Annotated in this window: 17 protein-coding genes and 1 tRNA gene; 6 read left to right on the top strand and 12 right to left on the bottom strand. The window is 42.9% G+C overall.

The window, feature by feature from the left end; all coding sequences use genetic code 11:
* Positions 1 to 8 precede the first annotated feature (8 nt).
* Both pyrF and pyrE read left to right on the top strand, forming a co-directional pair.
* Positions 9 to 725, top strand: coding sequence for an orotidine-5'-phosphate decarboxylase (gene pyrF, locus AOQ29_RS00980; protein ID WP_061992690.1), 717 nt, complete (start codon positions 9 to 11; stop codon positions 723 to 725).
* A 60-nt stretch (positions 726 to 785) separates the two neighbouring features.
* Positions 786 to 1,421, top strand: coding sequence for an orotate phosphoribosyltransferase (gene pyrE, locus AOQ29_RS00975; RefSeq protein ID WP_061992689.1), 636 nt, complete (start codon positions 786 to 788; stop codon positions 1,419 to 1,421).
* A gap of 85 nt (positions 1,422 to 1,506) precedes the next feature.
* On the opposite strand, the gene metG is transcribed toward pyrE, so the two are convergent.
* Positions 1,507 to 3,555, bottom strand: coding sequence for a methionine--tRNA ligase (metG, locus tag AOQ29_RS00970; RefSeq protein WP_083989198.1), 2,049 nt, complete (start codon positions 3,553 to 3,555; stop codon positions 1,507 to 1,509).
* A 431-nt stretch (positions 3,556 to 3,986) separates the two neighbouring features.
* Between metG and AOQ29_RS00965 the strand changes: the two genes are divergently transcribed.
* From AOQ29_RS00965 to AOQ29_RS00950, 4 genes are read left to right on the top strand one after another with little or no spacing between them, the layout of a single operon-like run.
* Positions 3,987 to 4,787: a transporter substrate-binding domain-containing protein gene (locus AOQ29_RS00965; RefSeq protein ID WP_061992687.1), complete on the top strand. Its 801-nt coding sequence runs from the start codon at positions 3,987 to 3,989 to the stop codon at positions 4,785 to 4,787.
* A 17-nt stretch (positions 4,788 to 4,804) separates the two neighbouring features.
* Positions 4,805 to 5,503: an amino acid ABC transporter permease gene (locus AOQ29_RS00960; RefSeq protein WP_061992686.1), complete on the top strand. Its 699-nt coding sequence runs from the start codon at positions 4,805 to 4,807 to the stop codon at positions 5,501 to 5,503.
* Positions 5,500 to 6,234, top strand: coding sequence for an amino acid ABC transporter ATP-binding protein (locus AOQ29_RS00955; protein WP_061992685.1), 735 nt, complete (start codon positions 5,500 to 5,502; stop codon positions 6,232 to 6,234). The genes AOQ29_RS00960 and AOQ29_RS00955 overlap by 4 nt, the downstream gene beginning before the upstream one ends.
* Entirely contained in the window at positions 6,234 to 7,142 is a 909-nt protein-coding gene (locus AOQ29_RS00950; RefSeq protein ID WP_061992684.1) for a DNA/RNA non-specific endonuclease, read from the top strand. Before AOQ29_RS00955 ends, AOQ29_RS00950 begins: the two co-directional genes overlap by 1 nt.
* 98 nt (positions 7,143 to 7,240) lie before the next feature.
* On the opposite strand, the gene AOQ29_RS00945 is transcribed toward AOQ29_RS00950, so the two are convergent.
* The 11 genes from AOQ29_RS00945 to AOQ29_RS00895 all read right to left on the bottom strand — a co-directional run bounded on the left by AOQ29_RS00945 (position 7,241) and on the right by AOQ29_RS00895 (position 17,499).
* Positions 7,241 to 7,324 (bottom strand) — tRNA-Leu (locus AOQ29_RS00945).
* A 65-nt stretch (positions 7,325 to 7,389) separates the two neighbouring features.
* A complete protein-coding gene (locus tag AOQ29_RS00940; RefSeq protein WP_061992683.1) occupies positions 7,390 to 7,725 on the bottom strand; it encodes an ArsR/SmtB family transcription factor in 336 nt (111 codons plus the stop codon).
* A gap of 7 nt (positions 7,726 to 7,732) precedes the next feature.
* The gene (locus tag AOQ29_RS00935; protein WP_061992682.1) at positions 7,733 to 8,347 is read right to left on the bottom strand and encodes a cadmium resistance transporter; all 615 of its coding nucleotides are present in this window, start codon (positions 8,345 to 8,347) and stop codon (positions 7,733 to 7,735) included.
* 158 nt (positions 8,348 to 8,505) lie between these two features.
* Positions 8,506 to 8,967, bottom strand: a complete 462-nt coding sequence (locus AOQ29_RS00930; RefSeq protein ID WP_061992681.1) for a universal stress protein — start codon at positions 8,965 to 8,967, stop codon at positions 8,506 to 8,508.
* 58 nt (positions 8,968 to 9,025) lie between these two features.
* Positions 9,026 to 10,417 carry an Nramp family divalent metal transporter gene (locus tag AOQ29_RS00925; RefSeq protein ID WP_061992680.1) on the bottom strand — a complete coding sequence of 464 codons (1,392 nt, stop codon included), beginning with the start codon at positions 10,415 to 10,417 and terminating at the stop codon, positions 9,026 to 9,028.
* Between the two features lie 409 nt (positions 10,418 to 10,826).
* On the bottom strand, positions 10,827 to 12,221 hold the full coding sequence (locus AOQ29_RS00920; protein ID WP_407645460.1) for an Nramp family divalent metal transporter: 1,395 nt from the start codon (positions 12,219 to 12,221) through the stop codon (positions 10,827 to 10,829).
* Positions 12,222 to 12,573: 352 nt separating this feature from the next.
* Complete coding sequence (locus AOQ29_RS00915) at positions 12,574 to 13,581, bottom strand: cation diffusion facilitator family transporter (protein WP_083989196.1); 1,008 nt, start codon at positions 13,579 to 13,581, stop codon at positions 12,574 to 12,576.
* A gap of 60 nt (positions 13,582 to 13,641) precedes the next feature.
* Entirely contained in the window at positions 13,642 to 14,349 is a 708-nt protein-coding gene (locus tag AOQ29_RS00910; protein WP_061992679.1) for an NAD-dependent protein deacylase, read from the bottom strand.
* Positions 14,350 to 14,367: 18 nt separating this feature from the next.
* Positions 14,368 to 15,339 carry a hypothetical protein gene (locus tag AOQ29_RS00905; RefSeq protein WP_061992678.1) on the bottom strand — a complete coding sequence of 324 codons (972 nt, stop codon included), beginning with the start codon at positions 15,337 to 15,339 and terminating at the stop codon, positions 14,368 to 14,370.
* Positions 15,323 to 16,558 (bottom strand): hypothetical protein, encoded by a 1,236-nt coding sequence (locus AOQ29_RS00900; RefSeq protein ID WP_061992677.1) that lies wholly within the window; start codon positions 16,556 to 16,558, stop codon positions 15,323 to 15,325. Before AOQ29_RS00900 ends, AOQ29_RS00905 begins: the two co-directional genes overlap by 17 nt.
* Positions 16,555 to 17,499, bottom strand: coding sequence for a Ppx/GppA phosphatase family protein (locus AOQ29_RS00895; protein WP_061992676.1), 945 nt, complete (start codon positions 17,497 to 17,499; stop codon positions 16,555 to 16,557). Before AOQ29_RS00895 ends, AOQ29_RS00900 begins: the two co-directional genes overlap by 4 nt.
* Between the last annotated feature and the right edge of the window lie 68 nt (positions 17,500 to 17,567).

The raw sequence follows: 17,567 nt of genomic DNA, 5'->3' as shown, positions 1-17,567 counted from the left end.
GCTAAACCATGGAAAAACCACTGATGATTGCCTTAGACTTTGATGACCTCGAGACGGTCACCAACTTTTTAGCTGCCTTCCCCGATCCCAGCCGGCTAACTGTCAAAGTCGGCATGGAACTCTTCTACCAAGCCGGCCCCGCTATCGTCGCTGATTTAAAGAACCGCGGTTGCCAAATTTTTTTGGACCTCAAACTCTTTGACATCCCCAACACCGTCAAACAGGCCATGGTTCAAATCGGACGACTCGGCGTCGACTACGTGACCGTTCACTCCCTCGGCGGATCAGCAATGCTCAAGGCCGCCAAGGAAGGTCTGAATGCCGGGGCGGCTTTAGCTCAAGTATCAGCTCCCAAATTGCTGGCCGTGACCGAGCTAACATCAATCTCTGATGACGTTTTGAAAAATGAACAACACGCTGCTTTGCCAATGGCCGACCAAGTCTTGGCCCTGGCGCAAATGGCTGAAAAGTCTGGCTGCGACGGCGTTATCTGTTCTGCCTTGGAGTTGCCAGTTCTACGGTCCTCTGATATCAGCCCTGACTTTCTCTGTGTCGTTCCCGGTATCCGGATGGCCCAAGACCAAAGTGGTGACCAGGTCCGCGTGGCAACGCCTGATAAGGCAGCAACCGACGGCGCCTCAGCCATCGTTGTTGGTCGACCAATTACCAAGGCCACTGACCCGGTGGCTGCCTGGAATCGTTACCAGACTGCTTGGCAAAGTTGATATTGCCATCAATCAATTGCTCACCCTACTAATCCCCCTCTATTTGAAAGGAATTTTTTCATGACTGCTTTAACTGACACGATTCTCCAAGACCTTATCGACCACAAGATTGTGCAATTAAAGGTTGAAGACACCTTTACTTTTGCTTCTGGAATCAAGTCACCCATCTATACTGACTTGCGCCAAACAATTTCTTACCCTAAGACTCGTAAGGCCATCACTTTAGCCTTGGCAGCCTTGATTCAAGAAAAGTATCCTCAAGCAACTGTCATTGCCGGGGTCGCTACCGCCGGGATTCCCCAAGCGGCTTTGGTTGCTGCTGAATTGAACCTACCAATGGTCTATGTCCGTTCAAAGCCCAAGGACCACGGAACTGGTCGCCAAGTTGAAGGGGTTATCCAAGACAATGACCAAGTTGTCTTGATTGATGACTTGATTTCAACCGGGGGGTCAGTCATCGACACCGCCAAGGCTGTTGTCCGTGAAGGCCACCAGGTTGCTGGGGTCGTTTCAATTTTCTCTTACGGGTTCCCAGATGCCGACAAGAACTTTGCAGAAGCTGGTTTCGCCTTTGCACCACTCTTAACTTATTCTGCTTTAATTAACCGTTTGGCCGACCAAAAGGTCGTTAGCGCCGACGAACACGACCGCCTATCAAAGTGGCACCAAGACCCATGGGCTTGGCCTGTTCAATAAATTAAAATTCATCAACAAAAATGGAAGCCCCATCACATTGATGGGGCTTCCTTTTGGTCTTAATACCAGAAATGCTATTTGAAAATTATTCGATTCCTGAACCAGGTTCGATTGAATCCGGCAAGATTGTGACCGTAACGATGTCATGCTTTTCAGCTGAAAGAATCATTCCTTCTGACATTTCACCGGCCATCTTACGAGGGGCCATGTTAGCCACGATGGCGACCGTCTTACCAAGCAAGACTTCGGGTTCTGGATACCACTGACGGATACCAGATAAGATTTGACGTGGCTTAGCTGAGCCATCATCCAAGGTAAACTTGATAAGCTTCTTTGATTTTTCAACCAATTCAGCTCCAGTAATCTTAGCAGCCAAAATTTCAACCTTGTCAAAGTCATCATACTTAATCAAGGGCTTAGCAGGCTCTGCACTTTCTTCTACAGCTTCAGCTTCCTTACCAGCATTCTTGGCAGCTTCTTTAACCGCCCGGCCCTTACCCTTGGTGTCCTTAGAAACCAATGAGGCAATATATCCAACTTCTTGTTCCGTATCCAAACGTGGGAAGATTGGTTCTCCCTTGGCAACAACCTGAGTACCAGCTGGCACTTGGTCAATCGTCAAATCGGCCAACGAAACGCCGCCTTCTGGATAAGACAAACCTAATTGCTCAAAGATTTGCTTTGGCGCTTGGGTCATCACTGGTTGGAGCATCACGGCAACGGCACGCAAAGCACCAGCCAAATGAGCCATGACTGACTGCAAGTTTTCCTTAGCTTGAGCATCTTCGCCGGCTTTTTTAGCCAAAACCCATGGTTCTGTTTCATCAATATACTTGTTAGCACGACGAACAACACCCCAAACAGATTCAAGGGCATCGGCCGTATGAATAGCTGACAAGTTTCCATGGAATTCAGCAACCTGTTGGGCCACTGTGGCTTCCATGTCCGTGTCGAATTCAGTCTTACCAGCAGTAAAGGCTGGAATTACCCCACCTTCGTACTTGTTAATCATGGCAACAGTCCGGTTCAACAAGTTCCCCAAATCATTAGCCAAATCAAAATTCACGCGGTCAACGAAGTCTTCCGGTGAGAAGACCCCATCGTTACCAAATGGCATTGAGCGCAACAAGTAGTAACGAACAGCATCCAAGCCATAACGACTCGTCAAGTCTTCAGGGTAAACAACGTTTCCCTTTGACTTTGACATCTTACCATCCTTCATGACCAACCAGCCATGACCGATGATTTCTTTTGGCATGTCCAAGCCCAAAGCATGGAGCATAATTGGCCAATAAATAATATGGAAACGAACGATTTCCTTACCGACCAATTGCACATTGGCTGGCCAGAACTTTTCTAGCAAAGATTCGTCGTCTGATCCATAACCCAAGGCCGTAATATAGTTGGCCAAGGCGTCAATCCAAACATAGATGACGTGCTTTTCGTCACCGGGAACGGGGACTCCCCAGTTTGAAGAAGTTCGCGTCACGGCTAAATCTTCCAAACCTGGCAAGATGAAGTTTTGCAACATTTCGTTCATCCGGGCGTGGGGTTGAACAAATTCAGGATGGTCCTTGTAGTAAGCAACCAACCAGTCGGCGTACTTTGACATCTTGAAGAAGTATGATTCTTCTTGAATCTTTTCAACTTCATGGCCAGAAGGAGCCTTTCCACCGATCATGTTGCCATCGGCATCGCGGTAAACTTCAGCCAATTGTGATTCAGTAAAGTATTCTTCATCGGAAACAGAATACCAGCCTTCATATTGACCCTTATAAATGTCACCTTGGTCCAACAACTTTTGGAAGATCTTTTGAACAGCCTTTTCGTGACCCTCTTCGGTCGTTCGAATAAACTTATCATAAGAAATGCCCATCAAAGACCACAAGTCCTTGATTTCTTTGGCCATGCCGTCCAAGTAGGCAATTTCTGTTGTGCCTGCGGCTTGGGCCTTCTTTTGAATCTTTTCCCCGTGTTCGTCGGTTCCAGTCAAAAAGAAGACATCATCCCCCAACAAGCGGTGGTAACGAGCAGCTGCATCGGCCAGCACCGTTGTATAAGTATTTCCCAATTGAAGCTTCCCTGATGGATAGTAAATTGGGGTTGTGATATAAAATGTGTTTTGCTCTGACATATGAGTCCTTTCCGGCCCAATGGTGGCCTTAACCTCGTTTTTTATTATAGCAAACGCACTAAGTTCAAACCAGGCCAAATCAAAGAACCCAGCCGCGACTTTGCAATAAACCATTTTCCCACTAAAACCAACAAACGCCAGTCGCTTGGCCTTAATACCGAATACTCTTTCCTAAACCAATTTCAAAATTCGGAGGAAGAATCGGTCAAATTTAGTTGACAAAAACAAAAGTGGCCGTTAAACTGAAAACAAGAAAATTTGGAGAATCCTAATGTTAGCAAGAAATTGTTTTAACAACCCAATGATGGTGTCGGTAATGTGTACATTACCGTTTTTTTAGGGCAGGGTTTCTAATCGTCGACCAAAAACCGCCCTTTCTTTGTTAGGGCGGTTTTTTATTGCAGAGAGTAAGTAGTAGGAGAAAAAGTTTCATGAATAAAAAAGTTTTGATTTTACTCGCCGGTATCATTGTTGTGATTGCTGGTGTCGTTGGTGTAACCCAACTCACAGGCAACCACCAATCCAAGGATGAAACCATTACCAAGGGAACCTTTACCGTCGGTTTGGAAGGAACCTATGCCCCATTTTCTTACCATGATGACTCTGGTAAATTGGTTGGTTACGAAGTTGACATGGCGAAAGATATTGCCGATAAGTTAGGACTAAAAGTTAAGTTCGTCCAGACGAAGTGGGACTCTTTGATTGCTGGTATTAACTCTAACCGTTATGACGCCGTTATTAACAACATCGGTATCCGCCCTGATCGTGAAAAGAACTACCGCATGTCTACTCCTTACCTCTATTCAAACTCTGTTTTGATCAAGCGAACTGACGAAACTGATTTGAAGAGTTTGGACGACATCAAGGGTAAGACAATGGCCCAGTCATTAACTTCAAACTATGGTCAAGTTGCTCAACAAAAGGGTGCTGACATTAAGGCTGTTGCCGGAATTGTCGAAGCCATGAACTTGATTACAACTAACCGAGCTGATGGGTCACTAAACGATCAAGGTGCCTTCGCTGCTTGGAAGAAAGCTAATCCAAACGCTGACGTAACCACAGTTAACATTTCAAAGGACATTAAGTCAGTCCCAACTGGTGTTTTGATGAATAAGAAGGACGAACAACTCCAAAAGGATGTTAATAAGGCTATCAAGGAATTGAAGAAAGACGGCACATTAACAAAGCTTTCAAAGAAGTACTTTGGTGTTGATTTGAGCCACGAACAGTAAGCAGGAGGAATGGACGAATGAGCGATTTTATTGACCTAGCGGTCAAGTACCTACCACGGCTCTTTTCCGCCGCGTTCCACTATACATTACCATTGACGATTCTCTCATTCTTCTTTGGCTTGATTTTCGCCGTCACAACGGCCATTATCCGCGTCGCTAAGGCGCCCCAAAATGAATGGGCTGACGCCGCCTTAAAGATTCTCAAGGGTGTCGCTGCCACCTATGTTTGGTTTTTCCGATCAACACCAATGTTGGTCCAACTCTTCATTGTTTTCTACGGCTTGCCAAACGCCCATATCGCCTTGTTTCAATCGGCCTGGGTTTCAGCCATCACCGTCTTTTCATTAAACACCGGAGCCTATGCCTCCGAATCAATCCGCGCTTCCATCTCTTCCGTTTCTGAAGCACAGAAGCAAGCTGCTGAATCATTAGGTATGACAACTACGCAAGTTTACCTTTACGTGGTCTTACCCCAAGCGGCCCGAATTTCGATTCCACCACTTTCGAATTCGCTGATTAGTTTGTTAAAGGATACTTCTTTGGCATCTGTGATTACCATCGTCGAAATGTTCTACCTATCCCAACAAATCGCTGCCACCAACTATAAGGTGCTTTCGATGTATATCCTGGTCGCCATGGTATACGCCTTCTTCACTTCCATCTTATCAATTGGTCAGCACTATCTAGAAAAGTACACATCGAGGTTTGCCCAATGATTAAAGTTGAAAAATTAAGCAAAAAGTACCCCGATAAGGTCGCCCTCGACGATATTTCTGTTACTTTCCCTGCCGAAGAGACCACCGCAATTGTCGGCCCTTCTGGTTCTGGAAAATCAACCCTCTTACATTCATTGAATTTGTTGGAACGCCCAACTGGTGGTCAACTAACAATCGATGGCTTAAGCCTTGATTTGAACCATAGCTTAGCCAAGTCAGAGGTTTTGGAGGTCAGAAAGCAGTTCGGGATGGTCTTTCAAGAAAAAGCCCTCTTTACCCATCTAACGGTTTTGAAGAACCTAACCGAAGGTCCTATCAAGGTTAAAAAGGTTAGCAAGGAGGAAGCCCTCAACCGGGCTCACCGCCTCCTAGCTCAATTTAAGATGGAGGAGCTAGCTGACCGCTACCCCTATCAATTATCAGGTGGACAACAGCAACGTGTCGCCATCTTACGAGCCCTAGCGATGGAACCCAAGTACCTATTATTGGATGAACCCACTTCTGCACTCGATCCTGAACTAGAAGCTCAAGTTCTACGAGTTTTGAAGGAACTGGCTCAAAAAGATACATCAATGATTATCGTTACCCACAACATGGCCTTTGCCGAGCAAGTGGCCGATAAGATTGTCTTTATCGATAACGGAGCCGTTGGCTATGATGGACCAACTGATGGATTCTTCCACTCAACTGATTCACGAATCAAGCAATTCTTAGGAGCGATGTCTTTCTAATGGCAAAAAAACGATCAAAGCAACAGCTTGGTCGGCCAAAATACTTTAAAACAGCCGTCACAGCCCTCGTTTTGGTTGTGGCGGCTTTTTCTCTCTGGCCAACCGATACCAAGCAAACAAAACATAATTTTGGCACGACTACTAGCAAACAAATCAATGGCGGGGTCAAAAAAGATACCAACCCTGGTCACGCCCAAGCAGCGACCAATGCTGACCTATTAAAAATCCAGTGGGATGGCACCTTAGACGGTGATATCGTCCACATCAACAACAACCAAGCTAGCTTTACCAGCCAAGAACTTAACCAGAAGTTTCCAGGAGTTCTTGGGGATAAGCTCCGTCCAATCGATGGGTTATCCCTTTCAGCCCTTGATTCCCTTGGACGGTCTGGACAAGCTAACTTCGTCGCGACAATGGCTAGTATGGATAACGTTACCAAACGACCAGCTCGAATTCCTGATTCCGTCCGACCATCCGGCTGGTACATTAATGATCAATTCAATGGTACTGCCTGGGTTGGTGGCTACCACTATAATCCAAAAGTTAAACTCGGTGGTTCAACCCAATCCCTTTGGAATAAGTCTCACATCGTTGGTTACCAATTCTTTGGAATGGCAACCATGATGACTGAAAACATGACCACTGGAACACGGGTGGAAAACGCTTATCCCGGTCAGCTGGTGCCCGAAGATGATATCCGAGCAGCTTTAAAAGCCCACCCTAACATTGCAATTCGCGGACAAGTAACTCCACTTTATATTGGAACCGAACGTATTCCTCGGGGCGTCCATTACATGGCTAAGTCCGTTGAGGACAATGGTCAGAGTCTTAATTTGAACTACTGGATTTTCAACGTTCAACCTGGCATTACTATTAATTATCAAACCGGTGCCAGCCAAATTAATTAACATCAAAAGGCCTCCTACCCGATTATGAGTAGGAGGCCTTTTTGTGTTTCACTGCAATAAAAAACAGCCAACCGAAGTTAGCTGTTCTCTCTCATGAATGCCGTTGGTGGGAGTCGAACCCACACGGTGTTGCCACCACTGGATTTTGAGTCCAGCGCGTCTGCCAATTCCGCCACAACGGCATTGCTGTATTTCACAACTATATTAGTATATCAACTTGGCCATAACTTGTCAACGAAAATAAAAATTAATTTTGATTATTTTTATCCTGTTCAGCTTCAGCGTGCGTTTGGTGATTCAAGACATGCTGAACATGACCCTCGGCATTATTTAGTAAAGTTAAAATGTGGGAGTCGTTTAATTGATAATAAGCTAAACGGCCGCGTTTTTCAACAGTTACAACCTGAGCGTCTCGGAGCATTTGCAACTGGTGTGAAACGGCAGACTGTTCCATTTGAAGCTGATCCACCAATTCTGATACTGAATATGGCTTTTCACGCAATAACGTCAAAATAGCTAACCGCTTTTCTGACCCTAACAGCTTAAAAATCAAACTCAATTCTTTTTGCACGTCTTTTTTCATATCCTCATTATAGCAAGGAAATTAAATGTGTCACGGTCCCAGCTTCAAATAAAATATAAATTCCTAAGATTAAATACACCAATGATTGAATTCCATCACCAAACTTTTCAAACACCTCTTGAATCTGCTTAACCTGGGCTAAGTGATAGGCAGCAACCATACTAAGTGTCAAAATCAAGAAAAACATCGCAAAGATAATTGGCAACAAATCTAATCCAGCTAATGAAAAATACGGAATATACAAAGCTAAATTATCGGCTCCACATGATGCGATGGTCATCACAACTACCGTCATCACAATTTTATGACTGGCTGTCTGACTCAGCTTTTCAACAAAGACTTCCCCCTCTTCCTCTTCTTCCTCAGTTAAAAAGTTCTTAACCCCTAAAATAATTGGGATTAATCCTAATAATCCTAGCAACCACTCAGCTGGTACTTGCTTAAGGGTCAAACCAACTAAAAAGGCAATCAGCACTAGCAAAGCATTACCTAAATAAGCACCTATTATAATTGGTCGAACCTGATTTTTTTGACGGAAGGTCGCGAAAATTAATACCAAAATAATGAAGTAATCCGATGAAGTACCTAAATACGATACCAGTCCTGTTATTAGCGTTCCCATTTTCTTCCTCTTAAAATGAATTATTTTTCATATATTGCATTTAGTATAACATGAATATTTTTTCATGTATAGAGCAAAAAAAAGCCTGGTTTTGATTTTATATCAATACCAGACTTTTCCAGCTGTTTCACAAACAAGTGAACTACACTTTTATTAACTTAGTCTTTGACAATTAAAGTAGAAACCTTGGCGTTACGAGCAATATATGCCGCCTGTGATCCAATTGAGTCCCAGAATCCTTCATGTGAATGGGCACCGACAACAATTAAATCAGCCCCAACACGGGGAGCAATTTCATCATTTAGGATTTCACCAGCTTTAATTCCATCATCGAAAACAACTTCAACATTAGTCAATCCACGATCATTGGCAAATTGACGATACTTTTCTAAGTTTTTTTCCAGTTCTTGGCGCTTCTCTTTAATAAAATCCAGGTGCAACGCCGAAATGGTAGATAGGTCTCCCATTTCCAAAACGGTAGCAATCACCAACTTAGCATCGTCTTCACGAGCTTGGTGAATGCCATTAGCCAAGGCATTATAGCCCTGCTCCGATTCATCAACACCAACCAAAATAGTTTTAAATTGTTTTGGTTCTACTTCTAATTTCAATTCAGCCATTACTGCCTCCTTTTAGCTTTCGAACATCTTAAAAATCTAAATTGTCTTTATTTATTTTTTAGCCGAAGTACTGTGGGAAGAATTGGTCAAGAACCAACCAGACGTTAATCACTGACAAAACAGCAAAACAAATCCAACCAGTCCAAGTAATCCACTTACTGTTAGCGTATTCGCCCATAATCTTCTTTGAAGAGGTGAAGTAAATCAATGGTGCCATTGAGAATGGCAAGGCCACTGACAAGAAGACCTGGGTAGCAGTAATTAAGTTATCCAATTGATACTCATTACCACCGTAAATGATGGTAATTGCCAAAACAGGAGCCAAGGCAATTCCACGGGTAATTACACGACGAAGCCACATTGGCACGCGCAAGTGCAAGAACCCTTCCATGATGATTTCACCAGTTAATGTTCCAGTGATGGTTGAATTTTGACCTGAAGCCAACAAAGCCAAGGCAAAAAGTGTTGATAAGAATGGTGAAGCAATTGCTCCAGCAATATGGCTGTCACCCAAGGCATTATACATGGCCTTAAATGAATCCAATTCGCTAGCATGCCCAAAGAACAAAGCGGCTCCAACAACCAAAAGCAACGTGTTAACGACGAAGGCCAAAGTCAATTGAATGTTAGAATCCCAAGTCATTAACTTAACGGCATCACGCACTTCTTCGGGGTTATCATGGTCAATCTTACGAGTTTGTGAGATTGATGAATGGAGGTACAAGTTATGAGGCATAACCGTTGCCCCAATGATCCCAGCAGTTAGGAACAAAGGACTTTGCAAGCCATGCAAACCGGATGGTGATAGGGTCTTTGGTCGAGGCAAGTAACCCCCGAACAAAGCCCCCATATCTGGCTTTGACAAGATTGTTAAGTAGAGGAAGACGAACAAGATTGTCAAAATTAAAGTCATGACAATCGCTTCAATCTTCCGGAAACCAAACTTCATCAAACCAAGCAACAAGACCACATCGAAGGCCGTCATAAAGACCGTGACCAAAAGTGGCCAACCGAAGAGCAAGCTCAAGGCAATCGCTCCACCAACAACTTCGGCAATATCCGTGGCAACCAAGGCTAATTCGGTCATAATCCAGAGTGAATATCGGCCAAACTTATTCGTCCGGTTTCCCGTGGCTTGGGCCAAGTCTTCTTGCTTAACAATTCCCAACTTCCCTGCCATATACTGCAAGAGCATGGCGATTAATGAGGAAATCAAAATAACTGATAGCAAAAGATAGTGGTATGAAGCCCCACCAGCAACCGAGGTTACCCAGTTACCGGGATCCATATAACCAACTGCCACTAAGGCTCCAGGCCCAGAAAAAGCCATCAATCTACGCCAAAATGGTGCTCCCTTGGGCACTTCAATTGACCCGTTTACTTCAGATAAACTTTTTTCGCCAGTATGCTCAATCAATGAGTGTCTTGACTTCTTTTCAGAATTATCCATTATTGTTTCTCCTTTGGGGGTTATCCTCAGGGACTCGAACTGAATTATGACTTAAAAATAAACAAAATCAAAAAAACTATCGTTAAGGTCCAACAAATGAAGGGCCTTGCGATGATTCAATTTATCTTCAAGCGCTAAATAATTTTCATAAAGGATTTCATTCAACTTGGTTGTTGAAAGCTTATGAAAGCTACTTAACTCAATTACTTTTCCTAAGTCTATGTTAACTATTACATGGTACATTTTATAGGTCAAGTGATATTTTTGTAACATCACTTTAACTAATCATAATTATAAATATTAAAAACTGGTATACCAGCATTTATAAAAGATTCATGATTTAAAACTAATTTAATTTTCATTTTATTTTATCGGACATCATTCGGATTTTGAAGATATTTTATTAATTTTAAAATCCTTGCGTGCACTGTTGCCAAACAAGCCACAGATTCAAAATACTCAAAATGACGAAGCAGATCCAAGCCACAATCGTGATTCCCTTCCGATTAACAAAGGGACCCATGATTTTTTTGGATGACGTGAAGTAGATCAACGGTGCCATTGAAAACGGCAAGACGACCGAGAGAAAGACCTGAGTTCCAGTAATCAGCTGGTCAAGCTGGTGTTCTTGACCACCATAGGCCATAGTAATCAAAATTACCGGTACCAAAGCCAGACCACGAGTCAAAATCCGGCGCACCCACATTGGCATTTTAAAGTGCAAGAACCCTTCCATGATGATTTCACCAGCTAAGGTTCCAGTAATTGTTGAATTTTGTCCGGATGCTAGCAAGGCAACCGCAAAAATAGTCGACAAGAATGGTGAAGCAATCGCCCCGGCCAAATTATTATTTTGTAAGGCCAGGTACATGGCTTTAAATGATGCCAACTCATCAGCGTGGCCATAAAAGAGTGCTGCACCAACAATCAATAATAGGGCATTGACGACAAAAGCCAAGCTTAATTGCAGATTCGAATCCCAGGCCATACACTTAATAGCACTTCGAACCTCAGCTCGATTTGAATGGTCAACTTGCCGAGTTTGAACAATTGATGAATGCAAATATAAATTGTGGGGGGTAACTGTTGCTCCGATAATTCCTGCCGTTAAGAAGAGTGGACTAGCCAAGCCGTGATAGGCTTGTGGTGATAAAATTTCTGGTTGAGGGATACTACCAGCAAAAACCCCAGCTAAATCCGGCTTAGATAAAATAACCAAGTACAGACAGACAAAGAGAATGGTCAAAATCAACGTCATAACCAAAGCTTCAATTTTTCGAAAGCCAAATTTCATTAACCCTAAGAGCAAAATCACATCAAAGGCTGTCATCATCACCGTTAAAATTAACGGCCAACCGAAGAGCAGGTTCAAGGCAATCGCGCCGCCAACTACTTCGGCAATGTCAGTAGCAATTAAAGCTAGTTCCGTAATAAACCAGAGAAAATACCGGGTTACTCGATTAGTTCGTTGTGCTGTCGCTTGAGCGAGATCTTGTTGGGTCACAATGCCAAGCTTACCGGCTAAGTACTGCAAGAGCATTCCAATAACAGCCGAGATTAAGACGACCGACATTAAGAGGTAATGGTAAGATGCCCCTCCTTGAACGGAGGTCACCCAATTACCCGGATCCATATAACCGACGGCGATTAACGCCCCCGGACCAAAAAATGCGAGGAGGCGGCGCCAAAAGGAATTAGTTTTAGGAACGGCAATACTGCCGTTCACCTCCGCTAAGCTTTTAGTGCCGCCCTTTGTGAGCAATGTGCCGTGTGGCTGATTATCATTGTATGTGTATGCCATCATGATAATAATTCTCCTTTGAAATACTAAATTTCTTAGGAAAAGTTCAACGAATTAAATTTTATTAGATTTTGGGCAGCATTGTCCCATTTAACCTACTAAGTTCAAACACTATAAAAAAGCAGACAGCCGTCCTACTTGTTTATAAGCGTTAAATAATTTTCATAACGTCCGCCAATCGTTCCCGATTGAAGTCTTATGAAAGCTAGTTAACCCGTTTTATCTTCCTAAGTTCTTATTTATCATACCCTATTTAGAGTATGGGTCAACCCTTTTATTTAAAATTAAAAACAATTTGTTGATTTTTAAAAATAAAAAGCTTTGAATTTTCATTCAAAACTTTCTTTTCTAAAAATTAAATTACGTTACAGTTATCTTGACTACCGGCACTCTCTAACTGAATCGTCACGTGCTGGATACCATAATTATTTTTTAAATCGCTTTCAATTTGATTTAAAAAAGTTTGCCCATGGCCATCTTCAAAGACCATATCATTCACTGACAAGTGTACAGTTAAAGCCGTTTCCGTCGTTGAAATCGGCCAAATGTGCAAATCATGGAGCCCCGTCACGCCAACAGCGGCTATCAAATATTGGCTAATCGCTTCCTCATCGACTGTTTCCGGAACAGCATTAATCGCCAAGTTGACTGTCTCTTTCATAACCGGCCAGGCCGATACTAAAATCACAAGGCCAATAACTAACGAAACGATTGGATCAATTATTTGCCAACCCGTAATCGAAATTAGCCAACCAGCAACAATTACGCCAATCGAAACGGCAGCATCCGAAAGTAAATGCAAGTAAGCGGTTTTGGCGTTCAAATCCTGTCCATGGTGGTGTCCATGTTCATCAGGTGTTCCCGAAACTTTAAATAGCAAAGCGGTCGACAGGTTAACCACAATCCCAACTGCAGCGACAACAGTGATGATGGTGCCATTCGTATGGACTGTACCAGGATTAATTAAATCTCGAACAGCCTCGTAAAAAATCGTAACGACTGCAAAGACTAATAGCACCATATTAAAAATCGAAGCTAAAATCGAGGCATTATGCCAGCCATAAGTTTTTTTCTTAGTAGCCTGGATTGCAAATACTAGGACTGCTAACCAGGCAATCACGAGTGCCAAGACATCTGATAAATTGTGAAAGGCATCTGCAAAAAGAGCGGTCGAATGAGCAATCTTAGCAAAAACCAACTCAGATAAGACAAAAATCAAATTCACAAAAATACCAATTAAGTAGGGTTTCTGTGATAATTGTCCTGTTGCTTGGTGCAGATGAGCATGTTTTTCGGTTTGACTCCTTGGTCTTGGTGCCTGATGTTCAGCACTCGGCTGAACTGCTCCTTGATTATTCGTCATATATCTTCCTCCTGCCCATATATTATTCTTTTTTCATATAAAAAAATAGCCCCAGCGGGACTAAATTTGTAATTCTTCAAAAAATTGCCTGGCATCACCAACAACTTGGTGAACTCTAGCCGGCACTGGTAAGGCTGTCAAATTAACAGCTAGAATCTTGGCCTGGTTATTGGCATATTCTAATAGTCCAGCAAAAGGATAAACTTGCAAAGAGGTGCCAACAACGACAATCAAATCTGCCTGCCGGACCCAGTCAATCGCTTCACTGACTCGGTAAGGCTCTTCACCATAAAAAGTAATTGCTGGGCGAATTTTAGCTTGATCATTCGCTCGGTATAAAGACTTTTGATAAGCTGCTAAAGAAATTGCTTGACCATCAACCGGAGTATAAAGATGATACAAAGATCCATGAAAGCGAATTAAATGATTATCCGACAACCCTGCTTTTACATCCAGATCATCAATATTTTGTGTCACGACTTTGGCCCGCCCTGCTTGAGCAAGGTTAGCCATTTTCTGGTGGATAATATTAGGCTTGGCTTTTGGAAAATACAGGTTATCCTGCATAAATTGGTATTGGATTTCCGGAATTTCATCAAAGGCCTGAATTGACAATAAATACTCGGGTGCTAAATCTAATCCTTGATAAACACCCTGTTTCGACCGGTAGTCAGGAATTCCAGACAATGTCGAAACTCCAGCGCCAGTTAGAAATAGGATTTGATGACTATCATCAAATAATTGTTGAATGTCATTCGTCACTAGCATCCCAATTCCTCCTTAGTATTACTGACGCAAAATATAAGGTAAGGCTAACTTAGTTAATAGTTCTTTGACTGACGTTTGGTACAGCTCAGTAAAGAACTTTGGCCGTTCAGCTTCATCACTTGGTGGCGTCACTACAAAAGTATTTTGTTGGTCTTGCTTTCCCAAACCAACATAGGCCTTTTCATGTGTTTGAAAATCAACCATTTCCGAATGGAAAATCTCATAGAAGTTTGAAACCGGACCATCCAGCTGGCGTTGTGACAAAACTGGTGTCAACGTTACATACTGCGTTGCATTAACAGTGGGTAAGTCTCGTGATTCAAGGGCCTTATCCACACCAGCAAAAAGACGGACCATTTGCTTACGGATTTGTCGTGAATCCTTCAAGTTCGCCGTCAAAACTGGTTCCACTAAATCAGTGGCTGCCTGGTTAGCCTGAGGATAAAGTTGGTCAAGCTGTTTTTTCATCGTAGTCGCTTGATCACTAAGATTATAATCTCTCATCGTTGCCAAGAAAATTTGGGCATCCATTAATGTGAGCAGTCGCCACAAAAATTCCCCATCTAGCTCAGCCCCTTCGTCGCTCAATTCATCTCGGACACCAGCTAGATAGGCCTGAGCAGTATCAGCAGTTAATAGCCCCTGCTTAGCCAGTTCACGGTATGCGATGGCATGAACAACTACTCGGTGCATTCGTGTAGCAATCGAAATTAGTTGTTGGTCTAACTCTTCTTTTTCAAAAGTTAGAGCAAAATAGATTTGTGGCACAATCCCATTCAATGATAGGAGCAACTTTAATAACTCGTTACCTAATACAAAATCTGCTTCAGTTTGATCAGGAACTTCAATTAACAGGCGATCGGCTAAGACGGACTGTTCAACTCGATCAACACGCAGTTGACCATCCTTTTCAGTTCCAACTCGAGTCATGATTGTCCCTGGATAAATTTGGTTAGCTTGTGCTAACAGCTCGTTAAGCTTTTGGTTCATGGTTACGTAAGTCTCCTAATATTTCCTTTGCGGTTTGTTCATCAATTCGAACCGCTGCAACAAGTCGTTCTGCAACCCATTGCACTTCGTCCGGTCGTGCCCCAACTTGGATAGCTAAAGTTCGTGCTTGCATTCGCATGTGTCCGGCCTGAATCCCTTGGCTAGTAATTGCTTTAAGAGCCGCCAAATTTGAACTCAAACCAATAGCTAAAATAACTTTTTTAACCTCGTCGACAGTTGGCTGTCCCAGTAACTTAAAGTTATCTTGGGCCTGTTGTAACCCAGCTAACCCGCCACCGACTAAACCAATATTTAGTGGTAAAGATAATTCTCCGAGTAACGTTTTTTCATCAGCTGATAACTGCCAGGTCGATAGCGATTGGTACAATCCTTGTCGTGCCGCGTACGCATGACCAGCAGCTTCAACTGCTCGCCAGTCATTTCCTAGTGCTAAAACAACAGCGGACAATCCATTGAAAATGCCTTTGTTTTCGGTCACTGCCCGGTCAGTATCTACTTTAGCAAAATCTGATAGGGCCACGATTTTTTTGGCAATATCTAGTCCGCCTAGTGAGTCAACGGGAACCTGTCCCCTAACGGTTACAACGCTATCATGCCCTGCATTTGTTAGGATCGCCGCTAAAATCTGTTCAGCGTATGGAACAAAAATTGTTTTAACGGCTTCTAAAATTGTATTAACTGCGTTCGCCCCCATCGCTAGCCCAGTTTCTACTGTCAAATCTAGGCTGGCACGGTTTCCAGGAACTTTTCTTAAATTAATAGAGCGAATTCCACCGCCTCTAGCATACAAACTAGGTTTAGCTAACTGAGCCTGTTCTTCAATTTCACCACGATGATTTTCCACGAATTCAGAAAGTTCATCCCACTTAATTTGATTAAAGATAATTTGCCCGCCTAAAAGAGCGTGGCTCGGTTCACCACTCTTCACTCCACCCTTCATCCTGAACAACCGCATTCCATTGTTCGCAGCCGCAATAACAGAGGGTTCCTCAGTCACTAGTGGAACCTGGTATTTTTGACCGTCAACTACAGCATCCTTTACCATTCCTTCTGGTAAGGAAAAATCAGTCAAATAATTTTCAACTAAATCTTGGTGGTACAGATTTTGCTGGTCTAAAAAGCGCTGTTCCAAGACTGGACTTAGAGACAACGCTTTAACCCGGTCGGCCGGACTTAATTCGTAAAATTTTTTCGTCATAATTCCTTTTTTTCTTCTGTTTCAAAAAAGCTTTCAATCAAGCCTTCCCGAACACCAGATTCAGAGAAAATAACTTGTGGGGCTGTAAAAACTTTGATAAGGTTCAAAACTGGTAAAAGACCAGAAACAATAATGTCTGCTCGACTCTTTTCTAAGCCGGCTAAATGTTCACGGTCAGACCGTGACATTCCTGAGATTTTATTAAAAATTTCCGTTACTTGATTTGCCGGCATCATAAATCCGTGCAATTTTTTTGATTTTTGGACGAGTGCTTGTTTTTCTGCCATTTTCGCCAAAGACCGATTGGCACCACCCAATAATATAATCGGATGGTTTTGAAAGTTTTGAACAAAGTCTAGTTTTGAAAAATCTGCCTGAATTGCTAGACTGGCTTTTTGAACATCTTGCAGATCAATATCACTAGCCAAGGAGTATTTTTCTGAAAGATTAACCGCACCAAACGGAAGCGATACCTCAGCCGCTGACTTACCGTTTTCAAAGGGAATCACTTCAACTGAGGCACCACCAGTATCAAGAATAATCCCCGCCTTAACATCTGGCAGGGCAGCTTGAACACCCAAAAAATCATAATGTGCTTCTTCTTGTCCTGTTAAAACTCTAAACTGAATCCCCGTTTCATCTAGCACTTGGTCTAAAAATTCTTTTTGATTTTTAGCCGTTCGAACAGCTGCCGTGGTTATAGCAAAAGTCTGATCAACCGTAAAACCAGAGATGATTTTTTGATAATCTTTCAAAACTGCAATCGTTCGGCGGATTGGTTCTGGTCGTAGCAACAAGTCTGTGCCCATATTTTGCGATAAGCGCGTGTCTTCTTTAACACGGTAAACTTCCTGATATTTCCGATCAGAATGTAATTCTTCAATCACTAAACGAGTTGAGTTACTGCCCAAATCAATAATCGCAATTTTTTTAGCGTCCATATTAGCCTCGATTGTCTTAATTAAATATCAGTATAACACAACCACAGGCAATGAAAAAAGCCAGTCGA

The organism is Fructobacillus ficulneus (assembly GCF_001047075.2).
GTDB lineage: Bacteria > Bacillota > Bacilli > Lactobacillales > Lactobacillaceae > Fructobacillus > Fructobacillus ficulneus.
The sequence above is the reverse complement of the archived record's forward strand: the minus strand, read 5'-3'. Positions and strand labels throughout refer to the sequence as shown.